Origin of the sequence: Sporosarcina sp. FSL W7-1283 (assembly GCF_038003105.1) — a bacterium.
Lineage (GTDB): Bacteria > Bacillota > Bacilli > Bacillales_A > Planococcaceae > Sporosarcina > Sporosarcina newyorkensis.
The window spans coordinates 2471411-2489538 of the sequence record NZ_JBBOOL010000001.1 but is presented as its reverse complement, the minus strand read 5'-3'; the positions used below and the strand labels follow the sequence as shown (position 1 = coordinate 2489538).

Here is an 18128-nt window from a genome sequence, read left to right as displayed (position 1 = left end):
TTATACTAGATAATCTCCTGAATCTTCATCTTTTTCTGATTGAATATCATCTGATTTATCTTGATAGACTTCTTGGTATTCCTCTTCTACAACATTCATATCAAAGTTTTCCAGCTCGATGCTTCCATAAACATTCTCAGAGACATCCCTACCTATATCAACATCATCAACACGCTTTTCAACTATAGACTCTATCTCTTGTTTGGTTTTCCTATCAGTAACTTTTTCAACTCCCTCTATCGCAAAAATGCTCCCCACGATCAAAAGGAGAGGATCTTTACCCATATTAAGTAATGAAAGATACATTGGATCTAACTCTCTATTAAGCAGTAGCATAATTAAACCAGTAGAAAGAAATATAAAAAACACTAGAACACTGATAGTCATAATAAACGCCCTATCAGTCCATCCTCTGGTGAAGAAGTTTATCTTTTTTATTTTTTTGTTTGTGCTATTCATCTTTTTTCCTCCTATTAGGAGTCATAATTATATAATGATACGTATTTTACATTTCTTCAGTTTTCTCCAACTCTTCTGTTTCAGTTCTTTCCTGTTTCAAACTGATCCCTGTGCTCTTGACTAAAGTTAAGGATATTGTTGAAAATATACTCATAGTAAAAAAACTAATCAATATAAAAGAAGGGGCGTTAAACATTAAAGCTAGCGTAAATGTTGAATACAGTGCAACGGATAGAAGTAATCCGACTACTCTCATTGGGGCGTTATCAATTACCAGTCCTAGACCCTTAAATGCTCCAGCTATAAAGAAAATTACTCCGTATACCCAAGGGTTTGCTAAATCAAGCAGCATTTCAAAAATTAAAACTCCCTCAGAACCGTGGTCTATTACCATTATCTCCATTACAGATGGGAATTGAAGTATCATAATAGAGACTAATATGCTATACAGGGTCACGAAAACTTCAAAAAGGGGGATGTTCTTCTTCATTACTTTTTCTTCTACTCTTTTACTTAGCTCATCAAGCTTCATTTCTGTCTCTCTAATTTGCTCTTTTTCAGACATTTTTCTCACTTCCTTTTAGTTTTTTATGAAGAAGATTAGTATTGAGAAGGCAGCCCCTACTAATGCAGATACAATTGCCCCTATTATAGTACGTTTCAGCCAAAGATCACTTTCTTTTAAGGTATCAACGATACGGAATAATGCGGAAACGCGACTCTCAATTTTTTCACGCCATATATCAAATTCTGAAATCTTTGCTTCCAAAACTTTTATTTCTTTAGTGAAATTCATATTAATTTCCTTAACTTCCACCGTTACTCTTTCGCTAATCTTCTGGATATCTTCTTTGAGCACTTTTTCATTTTGCTTTAACTGCTCAATCTCCCATTTGCTTTTCTGTATTTGTTCTAGATCTTTGGGTGATCTTTCTGTCATAATTCTTCCTCCTCTAAGGGAAACTGATATCGACTCCTTTTTCTCATCCTTTTGCTCTAATAATTTTATAAATTATAATTTAAATATCCAAAAACTCACAGAATCTTTCAAAGTTCATAGACTCTTCTCCTGACATTTCTGTACTCTCTCCGTACTCTTCTATAATTTCTCTAATGATAGAAAACATTTCTTGTTTATCTAAGGACTCTTCAAGGATATATTCTTCTGTCATTAAGACCGCAATCTCTTTTCTTAATCCTTGCTCATCTTTAAAGTCTATATTGTTATTATCATCAAAAATAATTTCACCATTTTCGTCTTTTAATGCGTATTCTTCAACCAAGTGCTGTCTTTCAGTTTCTACTTGCAAGAGATGTTCTTCAAGAAGTTTTACAAGCCTATTTCTCATTCTAGATTGTTTACCTTTTAATTTTAGTAAGTAGAGAAAGTCCCCAAATTCTTTTACTTCATAATTTTTCATATGCATGTTATATCATTCTCCTTTTAATTTAAATTCAAAAAAAAGAGAGGCTGCACTAACCTCTCTTTCACAATTTATATAATAAATACATAAGCTCCGCCCTTGGATTTTACAGTGATAATTGTTTCAACGTCGCTGATTTCCAAGATACGAACTTCTAATTCAGTTTCTACATTGCTATCATCCCAATAAGGAACAGTGATCTGTGCAAGAGTGTCTGGTCGAGTAACTGTTATTTCCACAGAAATTTTAGATTGAGGTAGTGGATCAATTTCTACTAAAACATCATCGAAGATCGTAACAATGATTTCCGTTAATTTATCATCTCTGTGTTTAACGTACAGTTCGGCATCTACAGTAGAAAACTCAACAACAGTGATTAAAGTTAGTATCTCATCACGGCTTACTGTGATTGTTGAGTCTATTTCTTCTTCACCTATAGCTCTAGCTACAACTTCTATATATGTGTCATCTTTAACTAACGCTCTAACATTAATTTCTGTGTTAATAAGAGGTCTAGATACGATTAGCTCTACCTCGTTTTCTAAAGCATCTTCTCTCTGAACTGTTAGCTCGACTAAGATGTCATTCTTATATTTTACAAATAGTTCTACTTCAACTTTCTCTCTCGTAATAGCAACCTCAGTCAACATATCTTCTTCTTTTAACTTTTGAACGGTTATCTCAGTGTTCTTATCAGATCGATGACTTACGCTTATTTCTACATTAACTGATTCTCTATTTATAATTAGCTCTGCGTTTTTCTCATCATCAGTAAATCGTTGCACAGTAATTTCCGTTTCGATATTATGACGATGTTTAATGTAGATCTCACTATTTACGACTTCTCTAGTTATGCTGATTTCCGCATACTTCTCGCTATCTTCATGTCTTTGAATTGTAATTTCTGCATCAATATCATCTACATACTTAATAAATATCTCAGATAAAAACTTTGGCTTAGAAACAGTAATCTCTACGTCTCTTTTATCATCTAAACGACCTGACCTTACACTTAATTCTGCTAACGTACTGCTCTCTCCCAGTGCTGAGATAGTAATTTCCGTTAGAATGAGAGGTCTTGAAACAGTGATTTCTATATCATGAACAGAGTCAACGGGTACTTCATAACGATGCACGTAAATTTCAACAGGAATAATATCTGTCCCAATAACTGACCCAACAGTGACTTCTGTATTTACATCACTTTTGTCTGCATTCCAAACAAAGATTTCAGTAGGTATCTGTGTTCTTCCACCGCTGTATACATTTGCATCATAATAAGTAATTAATAATTCAGGAGGTCTGGTTGATTCTCTGGCTCTGAAATTAACTAGCATATCTTTCGTTTCGTTTGATGCTCTGATTACTATACCGTGATTGTTAACTTCATTTTTTAACCAACTCTCCACTAATCCAGTTACGGTAAACTCTACATACCTTTCTTCTTTGTTAATGGTGTACTTGTCAACAATAAGATTTATTGGTGAAGGTCGATTAAGATGTGTGATACCGTACTCGTACCATTGCTCATTTAGTGTTAAAATTTCAAGCTTAGCATTATCAGGAATAGTACCTGTATAATATAATTTTATTTTAGATTCAACAATTATGAAATGAGGAGACCATTCACCGAAGTCAAATTGAATGTAAGATCTGTAGATGTCATCCTCTGAACGCCCAACCACTAATGAATTGTTTTGTCCATAGTTAATTGCTTGGAATTGACTTTTCTCTCGTGTAAAAGAGTCCTGAAAAGGATTTTTAATAGCTGTTATTCTAGGAGGCTCTTGTACTTCAAATAGCGCCCACATCTTATTATGTGGAGGAACTTCAATTTCTACAGAGATTCCATTGAATCCTATTGGCTGTATTTCTACAAAGACATCCGAATTTCCACGATATTTTATGTCAATTTCCGTATTTTTATCACTGCGCTCATTTACCTTTACAGCTATTTCAGTAAGAATTGATGAATTTTCGTCTTGCGAAACTTCGACTTCGGTAAATACTTCGCTGTTATCCACTGCATAGAGTGTATATTTTGCTTTCATCCTGTTGTCAGGTGGTATAAAAATCTCTTCGTTTTCCGTATCGTGATTCATCTTGATCACTTCCTAACTCATTGTATTGAGTTTTATTTCACTTCTTCTTCTTTTACTACCCTATTTGCGTTTACTAGTATATCGAACTCACCACTTGCTTCTGGGGTAACGCCTAATCTAGTAGATAATCTCATATAAAATTTTCTTTCTTCTCCATCTTCCATGACTTCTGGAAATGCTAAGTAATCTAACGCCTCGAATGAGATTGTATTTGTTCCAAATTGCGCTTTCATACCAGCTGGAAATTTAGATTGGTTTGCAGTTATAGTTATATCTTTGACAGGATAGCCATAGGTATTTTTTAAAATAATTGCCTGTTCTATTGTGGTTTGTCCCGCTATGATTACACCAAAATCTAAATACTTTAAAATACCGCCTATCTCATCAGAGTAGTATTCTCCTGTCTCATCCGTAAACAAAAGACCGCTATATGTTCCCACGAAATTGCTTTGCCAGTAATCAACAGTACCCCAGTAATCTTTAAATTCAACTCTAAGCGTGTTGTTCTGGTCAATAAGATAGTCTTTGTTAGATAAAGTGATATCTATATCTAACGGAGCAGGAGAAAGCTTCGTGAATGAACCATCTTTTGGATAGTAATTTTCACCATTAAGAAGGACGCGATATTGCACTTTCCCTTTATCTTCATCATCTATGACTCCCGTAAGAGTACTGCCCGCAAAAGAAACATTGATTGTAGAAACTGTATTTAAAATGTAAAGCCTAGCATCGGAGATCTGAGTGGATTCTGTTGGTGCTATCCCTTTATAAGAGATATTCTCAATAACATCCCCTTCATCTAAATAAATGCCCAAGAACACTTCCTCGTCTGACCACAATTTCCATTGCTCCTTAGTAATGGATGACAGTATTGTAGATGTCATAGCTTCATTAGGAATAGTAAAAGGGTCGGATACACTTACAGCAGCAAAAGAGCTTCCGTCCCAAGTTTTCCATACATTACGATCTGGAGATAAAAGGAACATTTTACTTGGATTATTTGCATTATTTATGACAAAATTGCTGATTTCTGACTGTATTTTTAGTGGATTAATGCTTTTAATTAGGTGAGGTTTAGGATTTGCGTTCATATTTAATATTCTTTTTACATCTGATCCATTCTCATCCGTCCACGTCACAACCTCATAATCTTCATTAAACTCATCTAATGGAGAATAATTCGCTGTGATTTCTAGTTCTGCGGAAGTTTTGTCTGGATCATCTGTGTAGTAAATGACTCCAATTGGTAGTTGCTCTCCATTCTCATCTTTGCCGACTATATCATAAATAGTAGATGAGGCACTTTCAGAGGTAATTCCTCCGCCCTCTTGAACTGTTTCTTTCTTAGTGAATACAGAGTTAAGAGGAAACTTATTAAAATCAGCAAGATTAATTCCATGCTCTACAAATACACTCTCATCACTAGAAGGTAACTCAACCAAAGTTAAAGGTGAATCTTCTTCGTATAATTTTAATTCATTCAAACCAACTACAGTAGTGTGTCCGTTATTAGCTGTAATATTTACACGATACATCTGAAAATCTTCGGGTTTTGTTATGAAGTAATCTTTATCTGTATTAAGAGTAGTCCATGACTGCCCTACTTGCTTATCTAAAACTTTCCATTCTACATTGTCATTCGATCCTTCTAACGTCCAATCTTTAGGTAACATTGAGACATTAGCAACTGCCCCACTTCTTAATGTGTATTTACTTATCTTCTTAGGAGATTTAAAATCATATCCAATATATCCTGTAGTCGAAGCTAAACTTTGCCAACCAATTGCATCTTCTACTTTATTAAATGCTCTCCATGCACCAAGAGTAGTTGCATTGGCTTGTGTACTGAATAGTACTTCACCACTTGGGGCAATATTTGATGACATTGTTGGAGTAGCTAGAGTATTAGATGAAGTGCGAGGTTTAATTGAATATGTTTTATTATTTTTTTCACTTAAAAGTAAGATTTTATTCACAATTCCACCCATAGTCCCATTATCATCAATATCAACTGCATCGAACCACAATGTTTTTCCATTTGAAGGATATATTTTTACTGTGTGGTTTTTCATAGGTAGATTATTTTTTTCATATAGCAGAGCTGTTTTATAAACACCATTACTAATATTTGTAAAGGTGCTTTTTACTCCATCAATTTCAATTGTAATTGAGCTATCAGCAGACGATGAGGCAGATGTAGCTGTATCGCCAATTATTCGCAACATAACACCAGAAAATACGAACTCTAAGTAGTTTGAATTACTGTTTGTCCCTATCATTGATGTTCGTGTTCCTTCCCAATATCCATTAAGTCCTGACAAGGATGTCACATCTCCACTTTTTAATATCTTTAAGTGAGCATCATCAATTCTCTTCCATCCTGATTCTGGATTGGCTAGAACTTGTCCTACTATTGCCATTATCTCGTCCTCCTATCTAAATAAAATTCCCATTTCATGTAAACGAGACACGCTACAAAGTGCATAGGTATCACGTTTATGTTCAAGTAAAATATCTCTTTTACCCGTAGTTACCACCTTATCTCCCCGCCCACCTCATGCTTAATCTCAGCTACATACAGCTTTGCATCCGTAGACATTCCTCTTTTATACTCTTGAATGAAATTTACAGCATCTTGCTCATTGTCGTATAACTTACTCCACTCTTCCCCATCACCATTGATAGCTACTAGCCACATATAAGCCATCTCCTTTTTTATTAAGTATAGCCTACTTCACTTCCAGCTTCCGTAAATCGAATAACTTCTGCAAATCCACTGTCCCTTTGAAGACTTTACCTTCACCTAAAACTTCACTTGTCATCTGTTGAGGTGACTCTATTACCTGTTGTAATTTACGGTCTAGGATAGATAAGTCATCCATTCCTTCTGATTGGAATTGAGTAAGGGTAGGAAGGGTAGGTGAGACTGTTTTCCATGATGGTGGAGACGGTGGAATACGCTCAAACAGCTCCAGTTTCCCTAATGTTGCAAAAGTGTTTGCTTCCGTTTTTCTGATATAAAGCCTATAAAATCTAAATAGCCTATTACTGTCTACCACATAAACTCTTTCCTCTAAACTACTCCATGATGCAGTGTCAATTCGACTATCAACATCAGTCCAAGAGCTTCCATTATTAGAACCCTGTAGACTCCAGTCTAATGGGGAATTTTTGTTGTTTGTCAAACTACTGCTTATACCAGTTATTCTATAACTAGCTACAGCTTTCTGTTTATTTTCTCCTAAATCTATTGTTATCCAATGCGGAAATGGTTTGCTGTCGAGACTTGCCCATCCTCTAGAATTAGCAAAGGCATAAAATGGCTCAAAGCTACCGCTAAGAGTGGAGCTTGCCGAAACAGAAATTCCTTCGGGTGTTGTATTTTGAGTCATTGACGTGGGAGTGAATCTACTTTCTGTTTCAGGACTTCCCTCATCCAACTTCTTATATCCATCAGTAGATAAAATGAATGTTTTATTTATTGAAGATTTTCCAAAAAAACCATCTTCGTTTATGTCAATAGCATCCAAATTGATTTGCTGTGGTTCTCTATTGACTACTTTTACATGATATTCCTTTTTTTGAGTTAAAAATGCTTCAAATATCACCACCGTAAAAGTAGTTGTAGGTTTTATGTTTCCAGCAAAAAAACCATAAGAAATTCCATCAATAAATACTTCTATATTTTTGCTATAAGAAGTATTAGATACTGCTATAATCCTAATCTTGTCCCCTTTAAAATAAAAAGAGTACGAATCTCCATTAGCCACAGAATATTTTCTGCTTCCCATATAGTTAGAAACGTTAGGCGCATCAATCCAGTTGCCTTCATATAATATATTCTCATTGGTTTCATCATATCTTTTCCAACCTGCTTCTGGTTGTGGAAGAACGTCACCCACTTTCGCCATTCATCTTCACCTCTCTGTTTATCAATATTTTCTTGTTCCTATTTCTAAATAAAAGAACTGTTTTATCAGTATACAATACTATATATTGTGAATAGTCTATTGCGCTACATACAACATATAGTAAAAATAATTATTTAATCTTTTAACTTCCTAGTATATAATCCTAACTTTCCTTTATCTTCTTGGATATAAAAAACTTGGTTAGCATGATCCGCTATGTCAAAGAGGTTTGCAGATATTTCTTGCTCTGTTTGTCCAACAATAACATCGTCATAATTATAAAACTTCAACTTTTCTCTGTTTAAGGCATAATAGTTTTTACTGCCTGAATCTAGAATGGAAGAATATTTATAAGAATGTTCTGGAGCTATCTTTTCTAGCTTCTTTATATACAAATTATCTTCTTCAGACAGTTCATATATGAACATATCTACATGAGGAAATTCTTTTTCATCGTAATTATTAAGATTCTCATCATACTCTCCAAAATAGCTCTCTACAGAAAAGTAGATGTGTCTCCCATCTTTAGATATTTTCATATTAATAATTTCAGGTTCTTTACCCTCTGACGATGAAAAGCCTCTATATACATCTTCTCTTAAATTAATATATTGTTTTTTCTCTATAGGAGAGTTGTTGTAAACGATTATTCTGTTTTTATCCGATGTAAAAAATACTGTCTTTTCATTATTATAAAGAACCTTTGCTACTACACCTTCTATTTCACCACTATAAAAATAACCACTATCCATAGTGTTCATATTGGCAATTTTAATTTTGGAATCCTCTTGATAGTATGCGAACTCGTTATCTTCAGTGAAATAAACATCAAGGTCTTTAGACAATTTCTTTGTTTCTGTTGACACAGAACGCTTCATATCTGATGTTTTTAGTAATTCATAGTTATTAGCAAAATTCTGAACAGCTAAAGTAACTCCGTCATCTGACAGATTTGCTCGTTTTACTCTATAGGGAAGCAACAACTCTTCAGAAATGTCGTCTTCTATTTTGATAATTTCTGTTTGATCTTTCTTGTCATCATTATGGAGGATAACAATTATATTACTATCATCAGATACTCCCAAATAAGAAACATCATTGTAAGCAATGTCCATAACCTTCTTTTCCGTTTCACCACTGTATGCAACCTTTACTTTTTCAACTAGATTTTTACCATATTCATCTTTCTGGATTATAGAATATAGATGTTTCCTATGTGAAGGTAGCAAGTAATAGTCTTCGATAATTATTTCAGCATCTTCATAAGGTCTTATGCCAAGAAAAACTTCTTCTTCATCATCATTTTCTTTAAAATAAACTCTCCATTCCTTTACCTCACCTAAATCGTCAACGTCTCCTAGAAAACTCCATTGAGGATTTCGATTAATTGCAATTTCCCTAGCTTTAGGATGTAGTTTAAATGCAATACCCTGACCCTCATCTAGTTCTTGACTGATATCTTTTTGCGACTTGACATACTCTACACCCTCTAAGTAGTCAAAAAAACTACCACCTACTGAAAGCACTGCTGCCTCGTCTGCAATTGTTACGCATCTTTTAGTACGTCCTCTTTCATCTACTATTGTGCCAAGTTGAAAAATAACCTCCTCACTAACTAAATTATTTAAAGTGATAAGCAAATCAGATATAGAGTACATTTCAGATGGTATTTCCAACTCTATATTTTCTGTTGCTTTAATAATCTGTATTTCATTGTTAGAGTCATTGATTGAAATGGTCTCTAGGATGTCTTTATTGAACCAGTAAAATTCTTTCAACAGGTTACGCCTCCTTGGCTTTAACTTCATAATTAGCAATCATCTTATTCTTTAATTCACCTTCAGGCTCAGTTACAGGAGGCGTATCTCCATCTAAGAAATGTTCTTCATACAATATCTTCATGTATCCAGATAATGATTTAAACCTAAACATGCTACCTCCTGATCTATCTTTGAACATACTCATATTAATAAGCCCCAATGAAAGAATACTGGATTCCTTCTTCTACGATTACAAAACTATTAATAGCCTTATCTTCTTTAGAACTCTCAAATCCTTGATTAGCTTCCAAATAAATAGAACTTCCACCGTTAATTTTCACGGAGCAATTATTTTTGTTTATGAAAGACAATTTGTAGATACTGTATCTATCCGATGTCCAGTTTTCAGGCGTTTCAGGAACTATTTCTTGATTGGCTGCAGATGTTAAAATTTTACTTGAGCCTAAATATCCGTTACCCATGTACTAATCACTCCTATTCTATGTTCAATGAATTAATTTTTTTAAATTTTGTATTCTGTATAGGTTGTCTAAATAATGTACCTTCTTGTGTCCAAGTAGCATCTTTGGTCATCTCATATGTGTAATTTTCTTTAAGTTTTAAGTTTCCATCTTCTACAGTTATAAATTCACTATCCCAATTACCTTGACTTTCTTCTGAGTCAAAGTCATCTACATTTACATTCTCTTCTACATAGCCAGCAAAAAATGTAATTTTGATTTGGATATATTTCCTTTTAGTAGACAGTATGCTTCCTCCTGCACTGAGAGCAATATACGGATCAAAATCAACTCCATTGTCAGAAGTTCTAGTTTCAATAAGATACAGATCTTTTGTGAATTGAGTTTTTGTTACAGCTAACTTGTCATACTCTTTAAACTTCCCTGCAATATCTATTATCTCGGACTCCCAATAACCTTCTTTTTCAAAATTACTTTCCGATCCTGTAATTTTTTTTAATTGAATTTTTCCTTTTACGTATTCAGTCTTTATATAGCTTCCTTTATCTACCCCTAATGCAATTCCTATCTCTTTCGTTTCTACAGTAGCCATTCTTTTATCACCTACTTATTTTATAGTCCATTTCATATTCCCAGATGTATTTACTTGAAGTGGAGCTTTAAACCTCTCGATTTCTTTTCGTCTTGATATAAACACCAATTCACCATTCATCTCTTTATTAGATGTTAGTTTGATTTCTATAAAAGCCTTAGAATCAAAAGGGAGACTTACTACGGGTTGGAAAAACATTTCAATATCGTCTTTTTTGTAAACTGTTTTATATCCGAAGTTAATAGACTCTATATTTGATCGTTGCCGCCCTTCTCTGTTGTTGTATTCTGTAAATGCCTGCTTATATGTGATAAAATCCTTTTTTTCATTGTTACATGTTAATACATATTGTTTTCCTTCAAATTCATATACAATATCTACTTTTCTACCGTTAAGATGAAATGATCCATCAGTATTATCAAAATACATTTTCATACCCTGTCCAATTAGTCCAAATCTTAAAGTGAAATCCTGTTTTACAGTATAAAAATTGTTAGGTTTATGTGATTGGAAATCATATTCAGACAGATAGCTACCATCAAAATAGTCTGCTACCCAGTTAAAAGGGATGTTAATTGCCTGTGGTGCTTTATTGTTGTTGAAAATCATATTTGCCACCTCATTGTATTGAGTTTTAATTGAAATAAAAAAGAGATGACTCAAATGAGCCACCTCTAAAATATCTTATTATTTATTAAACGTATCGGTAAGAGCGTTTACCTCTTATGTTTTCACATAAGCCAGACTATATCATCATCTCTTAGAGATGTCTTGCGCTTCCCAATAAGGAATTGCACCTTAAAGGTAAAGATTTCATCGTCATAGCGGTTGCCTTAGACGGTATATCCTAGTCGTTGCACCTTCAATGAGATTTCTCTCAAAGCTTGGCACAGGATTGCCACCACCATGTGATTCCTATCACTCACACGTGCTGAGGTTCCCCTGTTAGCCATATCATTGACGCCCATTTCCTGACGCTACTATTACGTTGATATGACACCTCGCATCTACGAGTTCACAAGATTATACAATTATCATCGCTGATAAAAGAGTGCCTAAATTGACACGCTGAACGAGCAAATTCTTCCCGGCAGAAGCATCTACAGGAACTTCGGCATAAACAGTTACCTTTACAAAGTTTCCTCCTGCTTCATTTGCATTCGATCCGTCATCTTCTACTTTGTTAGCCAATCCTAGAATTTCTTGAGTTGCTGGCTTCTTGGAAACTTTAACTGTTGTATATTCTACCGTTCCGTCTGTAACTACATTTCCTTCAGTAACAGACCAAGAAGGCTCAGATCCACCAGTAGTGCCTTTTGTTGTAACCTTATACATATAATCGTTATTTGCTGTTGGTTTTACATAATCTCCAACTTCATACGCGACGCCAGTAGCCCATGTGGATGCTGTAGCAGCGTTGGGATTAATAGTAGCTCCGTTTGTACCAACTGCTTTTACGCCACTTTCGTTTTCTGTTCCTACACCGCCTTTACCTACAGGTGTAAACGAATCTTCATTTAATGAATCTACTCTAACTTGAAACCAGTTATCTCGCACAGCTTCAACAATATTACCCGGAGTGTCTCCTGTACCACCGAGACGATCTCTCGTAGTAAATGTGACTTCCTCCATCTTAGATACATTCTCTAAACTATTTCGGTTATTCCAAATAAAGAACGTTTTCTGTCCTGAGTCGGTATCTGCGTCCACTGTACCATAAGAAATTGTTCCTTTGACTTCTTTGTCTTTTGCATTTACTTCTTCATACCATGACACGATTGGTTGTGACATTTATATTCCTCCATTATTTATAATTTTATTTTTATATTCACTGTTAAGTTTTGTACATCCCCTGAAAAAGGGATATACAATCTAAAAATGTCATTTACTTTAACTTCATTTTTGATTATGTTGTGTGAATTATCATCAAAAAAACTTCCAGACTTTATCATTAAAGGGCTACCGAGAATATTACTCCACTGTTCATAATCCGTGCTTTTTTCAATTCTTATCGAAGTGTCGGCGCTCCCTTTTTTAGATACAAATGCTTCAACACTCTCTATTACTCCATTGAAAGGGAAAGCAATATGGGGATCTTGAATACCCGAAAGTACGTCTTGAGGAATAATAAAAACAACCACACGAGTATCAACATTCTCGGTGATTGCATCTAATTTTTTATAAAGTGATGTAGATAGTAAACCGTCTATCAATTCATTTGCTAAGGGAATATTCCCACCTAAAGCGTCAATAGGAACCCATTCTGCACCGTTCCAGCGATAACGAATTCCTGTATCATACACTTGTGTTGTCCATCCAACAGATGGATTAGGGTATGTTGTTTCGATATCCTTCTCAGTTTGAACGAAAGGCATATAGATTAAAACGGTTGTTTTATACGCATCATGTACTAAGTCTGTTGCAGTAAGTGCATCCTGTGTAGCCTTGATTGCACCATCAGCTGCCTCTTTAGTAAGATTAGTCGCTATTATCATTTTCTCCATAACGTGCTCATAATTTTGAGTTTCATCGATTAAGTCTCTTATTTGCAGCTTAGCTTTCTCAATGATATCATGTAAGCTTTCAGAAGGGTTTGTCCCGTCGAAATGCACTAAGCGGGAAGTAGGGTACAGTAGCATACCTCTCCCTTTATATACAATAGAAATTGTAAGAGCCTCTTTTGAGTGATGGAAATATACAAATCCATTAGAATAATCTACATAGAATTCATTTTCGTTTAAAGTATTCTTTATGAATCTCTCATAGTTTATTTCTTGCATATTAGCAATTCTCACCCTGTACAACTCATCTGGTATCTCTAATAGGGCTATTCTTTGATTCACCACTTTAGAGATATCTAGGCGATCTATATACGGATCATCGGGTAAACCGGATCTCCAAATCGTGTGGATAGGGTTGTTGAATTCTAAATACGTATTTTCTTTTGCCATATATTCACCTCCTTTCTATAATTTCATTTATCCTCCAATGAAAACCTTTGATGAGCCTTCTGCAATAGTAGTATTAACTCCTTCATGAGTATTCACTGTTGAGCCTTTGACTGCAATTAATTTTCCACTTATATAGACACCTTTACTATTTCCGCTAGAGATAGTTCCAGAGGAGCTTGAATGCAAGTTCACACCTGAGTAGTAATCAGAAGGTTGGCTCCAACTATCGTTCTCAGTTGTTCCTCCACCATTTACTGACACTTTTTTACCACCTATATAAACTTTCGTCGAATCTCCTTTTAATGTTCCGTTAATTCTAATAGAGGAAGATCGAGTAGGATAATCGTAACCTCCAGAACATCCTGACTCCTCATCCCAATACTTACAAGAGTTCCATACTTGAGCCGTATAAGAAACAGATTTTGTTGCCTGTGTAAGCTTATGCCCTTCATGTGCTATACCAGCCATGTCGCAACCTCCTTTTTCTTAATCAAAATCAACGCGAGGGGATTTAAACTTAATCCCAGAGGAAGACATTTCCATAGAGACACCTCCACCTACTTCGATGGTAAATTTAGTCCCCGCTTTCAATACCATTCCTTGAGCAGTTTCCAATAAGATAGAGTCTGTATCAGAGTTCTGTAACAGTAATTTACGCTCGTTGCCGTTTGTTCCCGTATAAATAAAGGAGAGGGAGCGAGTATCTTTATAGATCTGCCCCACGTTGCTTCCTGCTCCTCCCGTGCTTCCTCCAGCTCCCCATGTCATGTGAGGATAAGAAGAATCTCCACTTCCCATGAGTTGAAGAGTAAACTTCTCATTGGCACCTCTTGCAGATCCTGTCATCAATTTAAGAAAATTATCAGCAATATACACATGATCAGCAGGAGAGGCAGAATATAGAGTTCTAACTTTATTTACCGTAAGATCAGAGATGAAACTGCCTGTCACTTCATCTGGAATAGGGGTTTCTAAATCATTCATTATGAATAATTTTCTAGCATACAAATTACCGTCTGTTCCTACCCAAAATCTTTTCTTATTGTTTACGTCAATAGCTATTCCCTCGTTGGCATTTAAACGTATTTGTTCTCCTTTATTACCGTTGATAGTAATACCAGTTTCTTGGTCAAAGATAATTTTTTCACCTAGCTCACCATCTACAATTTTTAGACCGTGAGTTGTAATATCATGTGCGTATAGCCTGCCGTCTGTACCAACATAAAACTTATCTTTTCCTCCTGAATTGATACGGATTCCATCATTCGCATTGAGGAATATAGTGGCTTTATCTCCTAGAATAGTTATACCGTCGTACCAATCAAAGATAATTCTTTCGCCTAGTAACCCGTCTACTATTTTCAGCCCGTGAGTCGTTATATCTTTGGCATACAATCTACCATCGATATCTACATAAAATTTGTCTTGACCATTCACCTGTATACGTATGCCATCATCAGCATTCAAGAATATATTTGCTTTATTTCCATAAATACTGATCCCGGTTTTCTCATCAAGAACAATTCTATCTCCTAGATTTCCATCTACAATTCTCAAACTTCTTGCAACTAAATTCTCAGCTATAAGCGTTCCATCTTCATAATCAGGATGCCCTAAAGCAGCGTACAATTTCTTAACCCATGACCCTCTCTCCCATTTTTCAAGAGCCAGTCCATCGGTAGCGCTAAGTCTTGCGCGGTATTTGTAATCATTCCTAATAGCCATAAACCCTACTTTGGCATCCATGATTAAATTGTTATAGAATCGACCGAATTGCATTCCAGAGTAAATTAAGAAATCATCTATAGCGGCTCGTATCTTCTCTGCTTCATCGTAGTATTCTTTAAAACGGACAACAAAGGTATCTCTATCTATCTCATCTGTTCTTTCCATTATTTCATCGTCAAATGCCGGTGGGATAGAGATGTACTGTCCAATGAAAGCTATTAACGATGCGTACTTTAACTTAAGTTGTGTTACATCGACTCTTACAATGCTACTTGGTGTTCTCGAAGATTCAGGATTTTGTGTGCTAAATATATAGGAATCATCTCTAGCAGAATATTTAAAGTCAGCTGCATGATCAAGTAGTATTTGATATTGAGACATAATTGTATTTACGGTATTCCACAATTCATACTTCTCAGTTGTGGTCAACTTTCCATCTGCAACAATTTTGTCAAACCATCCCACGTCAAAATAACCATTCTCGGCATCCAGAATCATATCCCCTGTGTCTGATACAATTTTAATACGCTCGGCTACCATATCTCTTGTATAGAGTGTTCCAGTGTCAGGGGCGACCCAGAATACCTTTTCCCAGCTAGTATCTAACTTTCTTCTAGAAATAGATATTCCTTCGCAATCAGTCATAGCTACCTTTGTGATACTATTCCAAGATGTAATTCCAAAACACTCCCTAGAATTATCTTCGTCTGATACCAAGCCTAATCTCATTACTTCATTTCCGTTACGATCAAATATTTGACCTCTAGATCCACGGAATTTTAGGATTCCACTTTCATCTTCGATGGCTAAGTTAACACCCATTATAATTTTTCCGTAAATACGTTCTCCGACAATGCCGTCCTTAGTTATTGCATGTTTCCAGTCATTTCCTCTAGAATTAGTTATGGCAAGGAAGCCGTTTTGTATCACTAACCAACTATTAGGATCATCAAGACTTTTGACTGTGATTCCTCGCTCATTTATCTCTATTTTTTGTTCATATCCACCGACAATAGCATTCTTAAGGGCGTCCCATTTATTATTAATGATTTCATTAATAGATCCATTGTTTTCTTCGGATAAATCCCATTTCCATTTATCCATGTCGACAGTGGTAGATGTTTTTCCTGAATTATAGATCATGTCTAATACGTCATCATCGGCTATTTCTTTTTCATTGGCAATAACAAGGGAAATATCATCTGTTTCGAAATCATAGTTAATCTCAATTATCTTAGCTTTGATATACACATCTAATCGATCATACCTAACAAGAACTTCATCACCTAAAACTAACTTATCCCAGTCATTCTGCGCTTCAACAATAGATAAGAAATTTACAATATCAACATCTAACCTAACTTTAGGCTCTCTGAATTGGTTAAAAGCCTCTATTCCTTCTTTAAGGAGATCTTCGTCGTCAATAATAATATTGTTCACATATTCTTTTTCAATGATGAATCTATTTAACTCGGTCATTAAAGATCCTAAGTGAACATCAATTTTAGACGCATTTACTAAACTCGTTATTTGATTTTGTTTATCTGTTTCCAGTACCACTAAACTTGCAATATGAGCGACTTTAACATCGATTTCAGCCTCTTTTTGTATACGTCTTGCTATGATAGCCTGATGCTCTGGAGTATCAAGTACGGGGATTTCATTTCCATCAGAAGTCATCTGAAAGTTGGCGTTAGATAAATCTAACTCATCTAGTATTAGTTTGAGTTGGTTTTGCAAACCTTTTAAAATTTCCTCTTCTTCTTGAATGGACTTTTGGATGGCTGTTAACTGTTCAGTATAGTTTTTGAACTGTCCGTCAATTGACATTAAATATTCTTGATAATCTAATAGCGCGTGACATAGCTCATTTGACATATAGTAAGATTCTTCTATTACATTCTTGTTTTGGTCCCTTTTGAACGGATACATATAGTATCCAAAATCCTCAATATAATTTGAGCCCGTCGAGCTTAAGCGACGAATAGATAAATCTTCTGCTCCTATAAGAATTAGTCTAGTAATTGTTTCCTCAGAGTTATCGGAAAGATTAAAGGACTCTAAATATTTTCCATCGTTAATTCTAAATCCTTTATCTATATTTCCTGTATTTTCTGGTTTATATATATTTATCTTTAGATCATTTGTATCCCATTCGAGTATCGCATTAAACTTTTGTGCTAATTCATATACAGCCTCCAAAACAGTCTGTGATCCTATTTCATGACTTCTTTTTGCAGGATTGTTTGTTAAATCAAATGCAGAGTCTACATAGCCAATTTTCCAATTTGTATACTTCAAAATATCACTTAGCATTTCTGTTAATGTTTTAGAGACAGCTTCATACCTTCTAATCATCTTATCGTTTAACTCAAACCCTTTTGAGTAAGCTCGGTACTCTATATACTCATCATCTGAATAGACTTTGTTTCTTTCATTGAAAACAAAATACTCTATCTTCTCACCATGAGATAATTTAAATAGATACCTATGTTTAATTTTCTTTATGTTAGGGTTATCTATCGGAATTCTATCTTTCTCTAATATTGTAGGGATTTTAAACGTAATCTCGTTTACTGTTCCTAACTTAGTGGAACATTTAACATCATAAGCCTCACTAAGCTTGGCTATTGTTTTTTTATCAGGTTTACATAAAAATAAATTTTCCTTTATTGGTTTTCTATTAGGATTTATCTCCCCTAATTTCACAAATCCTCAC

17 protein-coding genes are annotated in these 18128 nt (G+C 34.9%); all 17 read right to left on the bottom strand.

Annotated elements, in window-relative coordinates:
• The 17 genes from MKY93_RS12825 to MKY93_RS12745 all read right to left on the bottom strand — a co-directional run bounded on the left by MKY93_RS12825 (position 1) and on the right by MKY93_RS12745 (position 18118).
• Positions 1 to 459, bottom strand: coding sequence for a hypothetical protein (locus tag MKY93_RS12825; RefSeq protein ID WP_340759401.1), 459 nt, complete (start codon positions 457 to 459; stop codon positions 1 to 3).
• A 46-nt stretch (positions 460 to 505) separates the two neighbouring features.
• On the bottom strand, positions 506 to 1024 hold the full coding sequence (locus tag MKY93_RS12820; RefSeq protein WP_340759399.1) for a hypothetical protein: 519 nt from the start codon (positions 1022 to 1024) through the stop codon (positions 506 to 508).
• Between the two features lie 15 nt (positions 1025 to 1039).
• On the bottom strand, positions 1040 to 1399 hold the full coding sequence (locus MKY93_RS12815) for a hypothetical protein (RefSeq protein WP_340759397.1): 360 nt from the start codon (positions 1397 to 1399) through the stop codon (positions 1040 to 1042).
• Between the two features lie 79 nt (positions 1400 to 1478).
• Entirely contained in the window at positions 1479 to 1886 is a 408-nt protein-coding gene (locus MKY93_RS12810) for a hypothetical protein (protein WP_340759395.1), read from the bottom strand.
• 68 nt (positions 1887 to 1954) lie between these two features.
• Complete coding sequence (locus MKY93_RS12805; protein ID WP_340759393.1) at positions 1955 to 3985, bottom strand: DNRLRE domain-containing protein; 2031 nt, start codon at positions 3983 to 3985, stop codon at positions 1955 to 1957.
• A 32-nt stretch (positions 3986 to 4017) separates the two neighbouring features.
• Positions 4018 to 6405, bottom strand: coding sequence for a hypothetical protein (locus MKY93_RS12800; RefSeq protein WP_340759391.1), 2388 nt, complete (start codon positions 6403 to 6405; stop codon positions 4018 to 4020).
• Positions 6406 to 6515: 110 nt separating this feature from the next.
• Complete coding sequence (locus MKY93_RS12795; RefSeq protein ID WP_340759390.1) at positions 6516 to 6683, bottom strand: hypothetical protein; 168 nt, start codon at positions 6681 to 6683, stop codon at positions 6516 to 6518.
• A gap of 31 nt (positions 6684 to 6714) precedes the next feature.
• Positions 6715 to 7896 carry a discoidin domain-containing protein gene (locus MKY93_RS12790; RefSeq protein ID WP_340759389.1) on the bottom strand — a complete coding sequence of 394 codons (1182 nt, stop codon included), beginning with the start codon at positions 7894 to 7896 and terminating at the stop codon, positions 6715 to 6717.
• A gap of 134 nt (positions 7897 to 8030) precedes the next feature.
• Positions 8031 to 9674, bottom strand: a complete 1644-nt coding sequence (locus MKY93_RS12785) for a hypothetical protein (RefSeq protein ID WP_340759388.1) — start codon at positions 9672 to 9674, stop codon at positions 8031 to 8033.
• Between the two features lie 4 nt (positions 9675 to 9678).
• A complete protein-coding gene (locus MKY93_RS12780; RefSeq protein WP_340759387.1) occupies positions 9679 to 9861 on the bottom strand; it encodes a hypothetical protein in 183 nt (60 codons plus the stop codon).
• 1 nt (position 9862) lies between these two features.
• Entirely contained in the window at positions 9863 to 10138 is a 276-nt protein-coding gene (locus MKY93_RS12775) for a hypothetical protein (protein WP_340759386.1), read from the bottom strand.
• 13 nt (positions 10139 to 10151) lie between these two features.
• Entirely contained in the window at positions 10152 to 10730 is a 579-nt protein-coding gene (locus MKY93_RS12770) for a hypothetical protein (protein WP_340759385.1), read from the bottom strand.
• A gap of 15 nt (positions 10731 to 10745) precedes the next feature.
• Complete coding sequence (locus MKY93_RS12765) at positions 10746 to 11339, bottom strand: hypothetical protein (protein WP_340759384.1); 594 nt, start codon at positions 11337 to 11339, stop codon at positions 10746 to 10748.
• Positions 11340 to 11753: 414 nt separating this feature from the next.
• Positions 11754 to 12521: a hypothetical protein gene (locus tag MKY93_RS12760; protein ID WP_340759383.1), complete on the bottom strand. Its 768-nt coding sequence runs from the start codon at positions 12519 to 12521 to the stop codon at positions 11754 to 11756.
• 17 nt (positions 12522 to 12538) lie between these two features.
• On the bottom strand, positions 12539 to 13681 hold the full coding sequence (locus MKY93_RS12755; protein WP_340759382.1) for a hypothetical protein: 1143 nt from the start codon (positions 13679 to 13681) through the stop codon (positions 12539 to 12541).
• 27 nt (positions 13682 to 13708) lie between these two features.
• On the bottom strand, positions 13709 to 14149 hold the full coding sequence (locus MKY93_RS12750; protein WP_340759381.1) for a hypothetical protein: 441 nt from the start codon (positions 14147 to 14149) through the stop codon (positions 13709 to 13711).
• 18 nt (positions 14150 to 14167) lie between these two features.
• On the bottom strand, positions 14168 to 18118 hold the full coding sequence (locus MKY93_RS12745; RefSeq protein WP_340759380.1) for a phage tail protein: 3951 nt from the start codon (positions 18116 to 18118) through the stop codon (positions 14168 to 14170).
• Between the last annotated feature and the right edge of the window lie 10 nt (positions 18119 to 18128).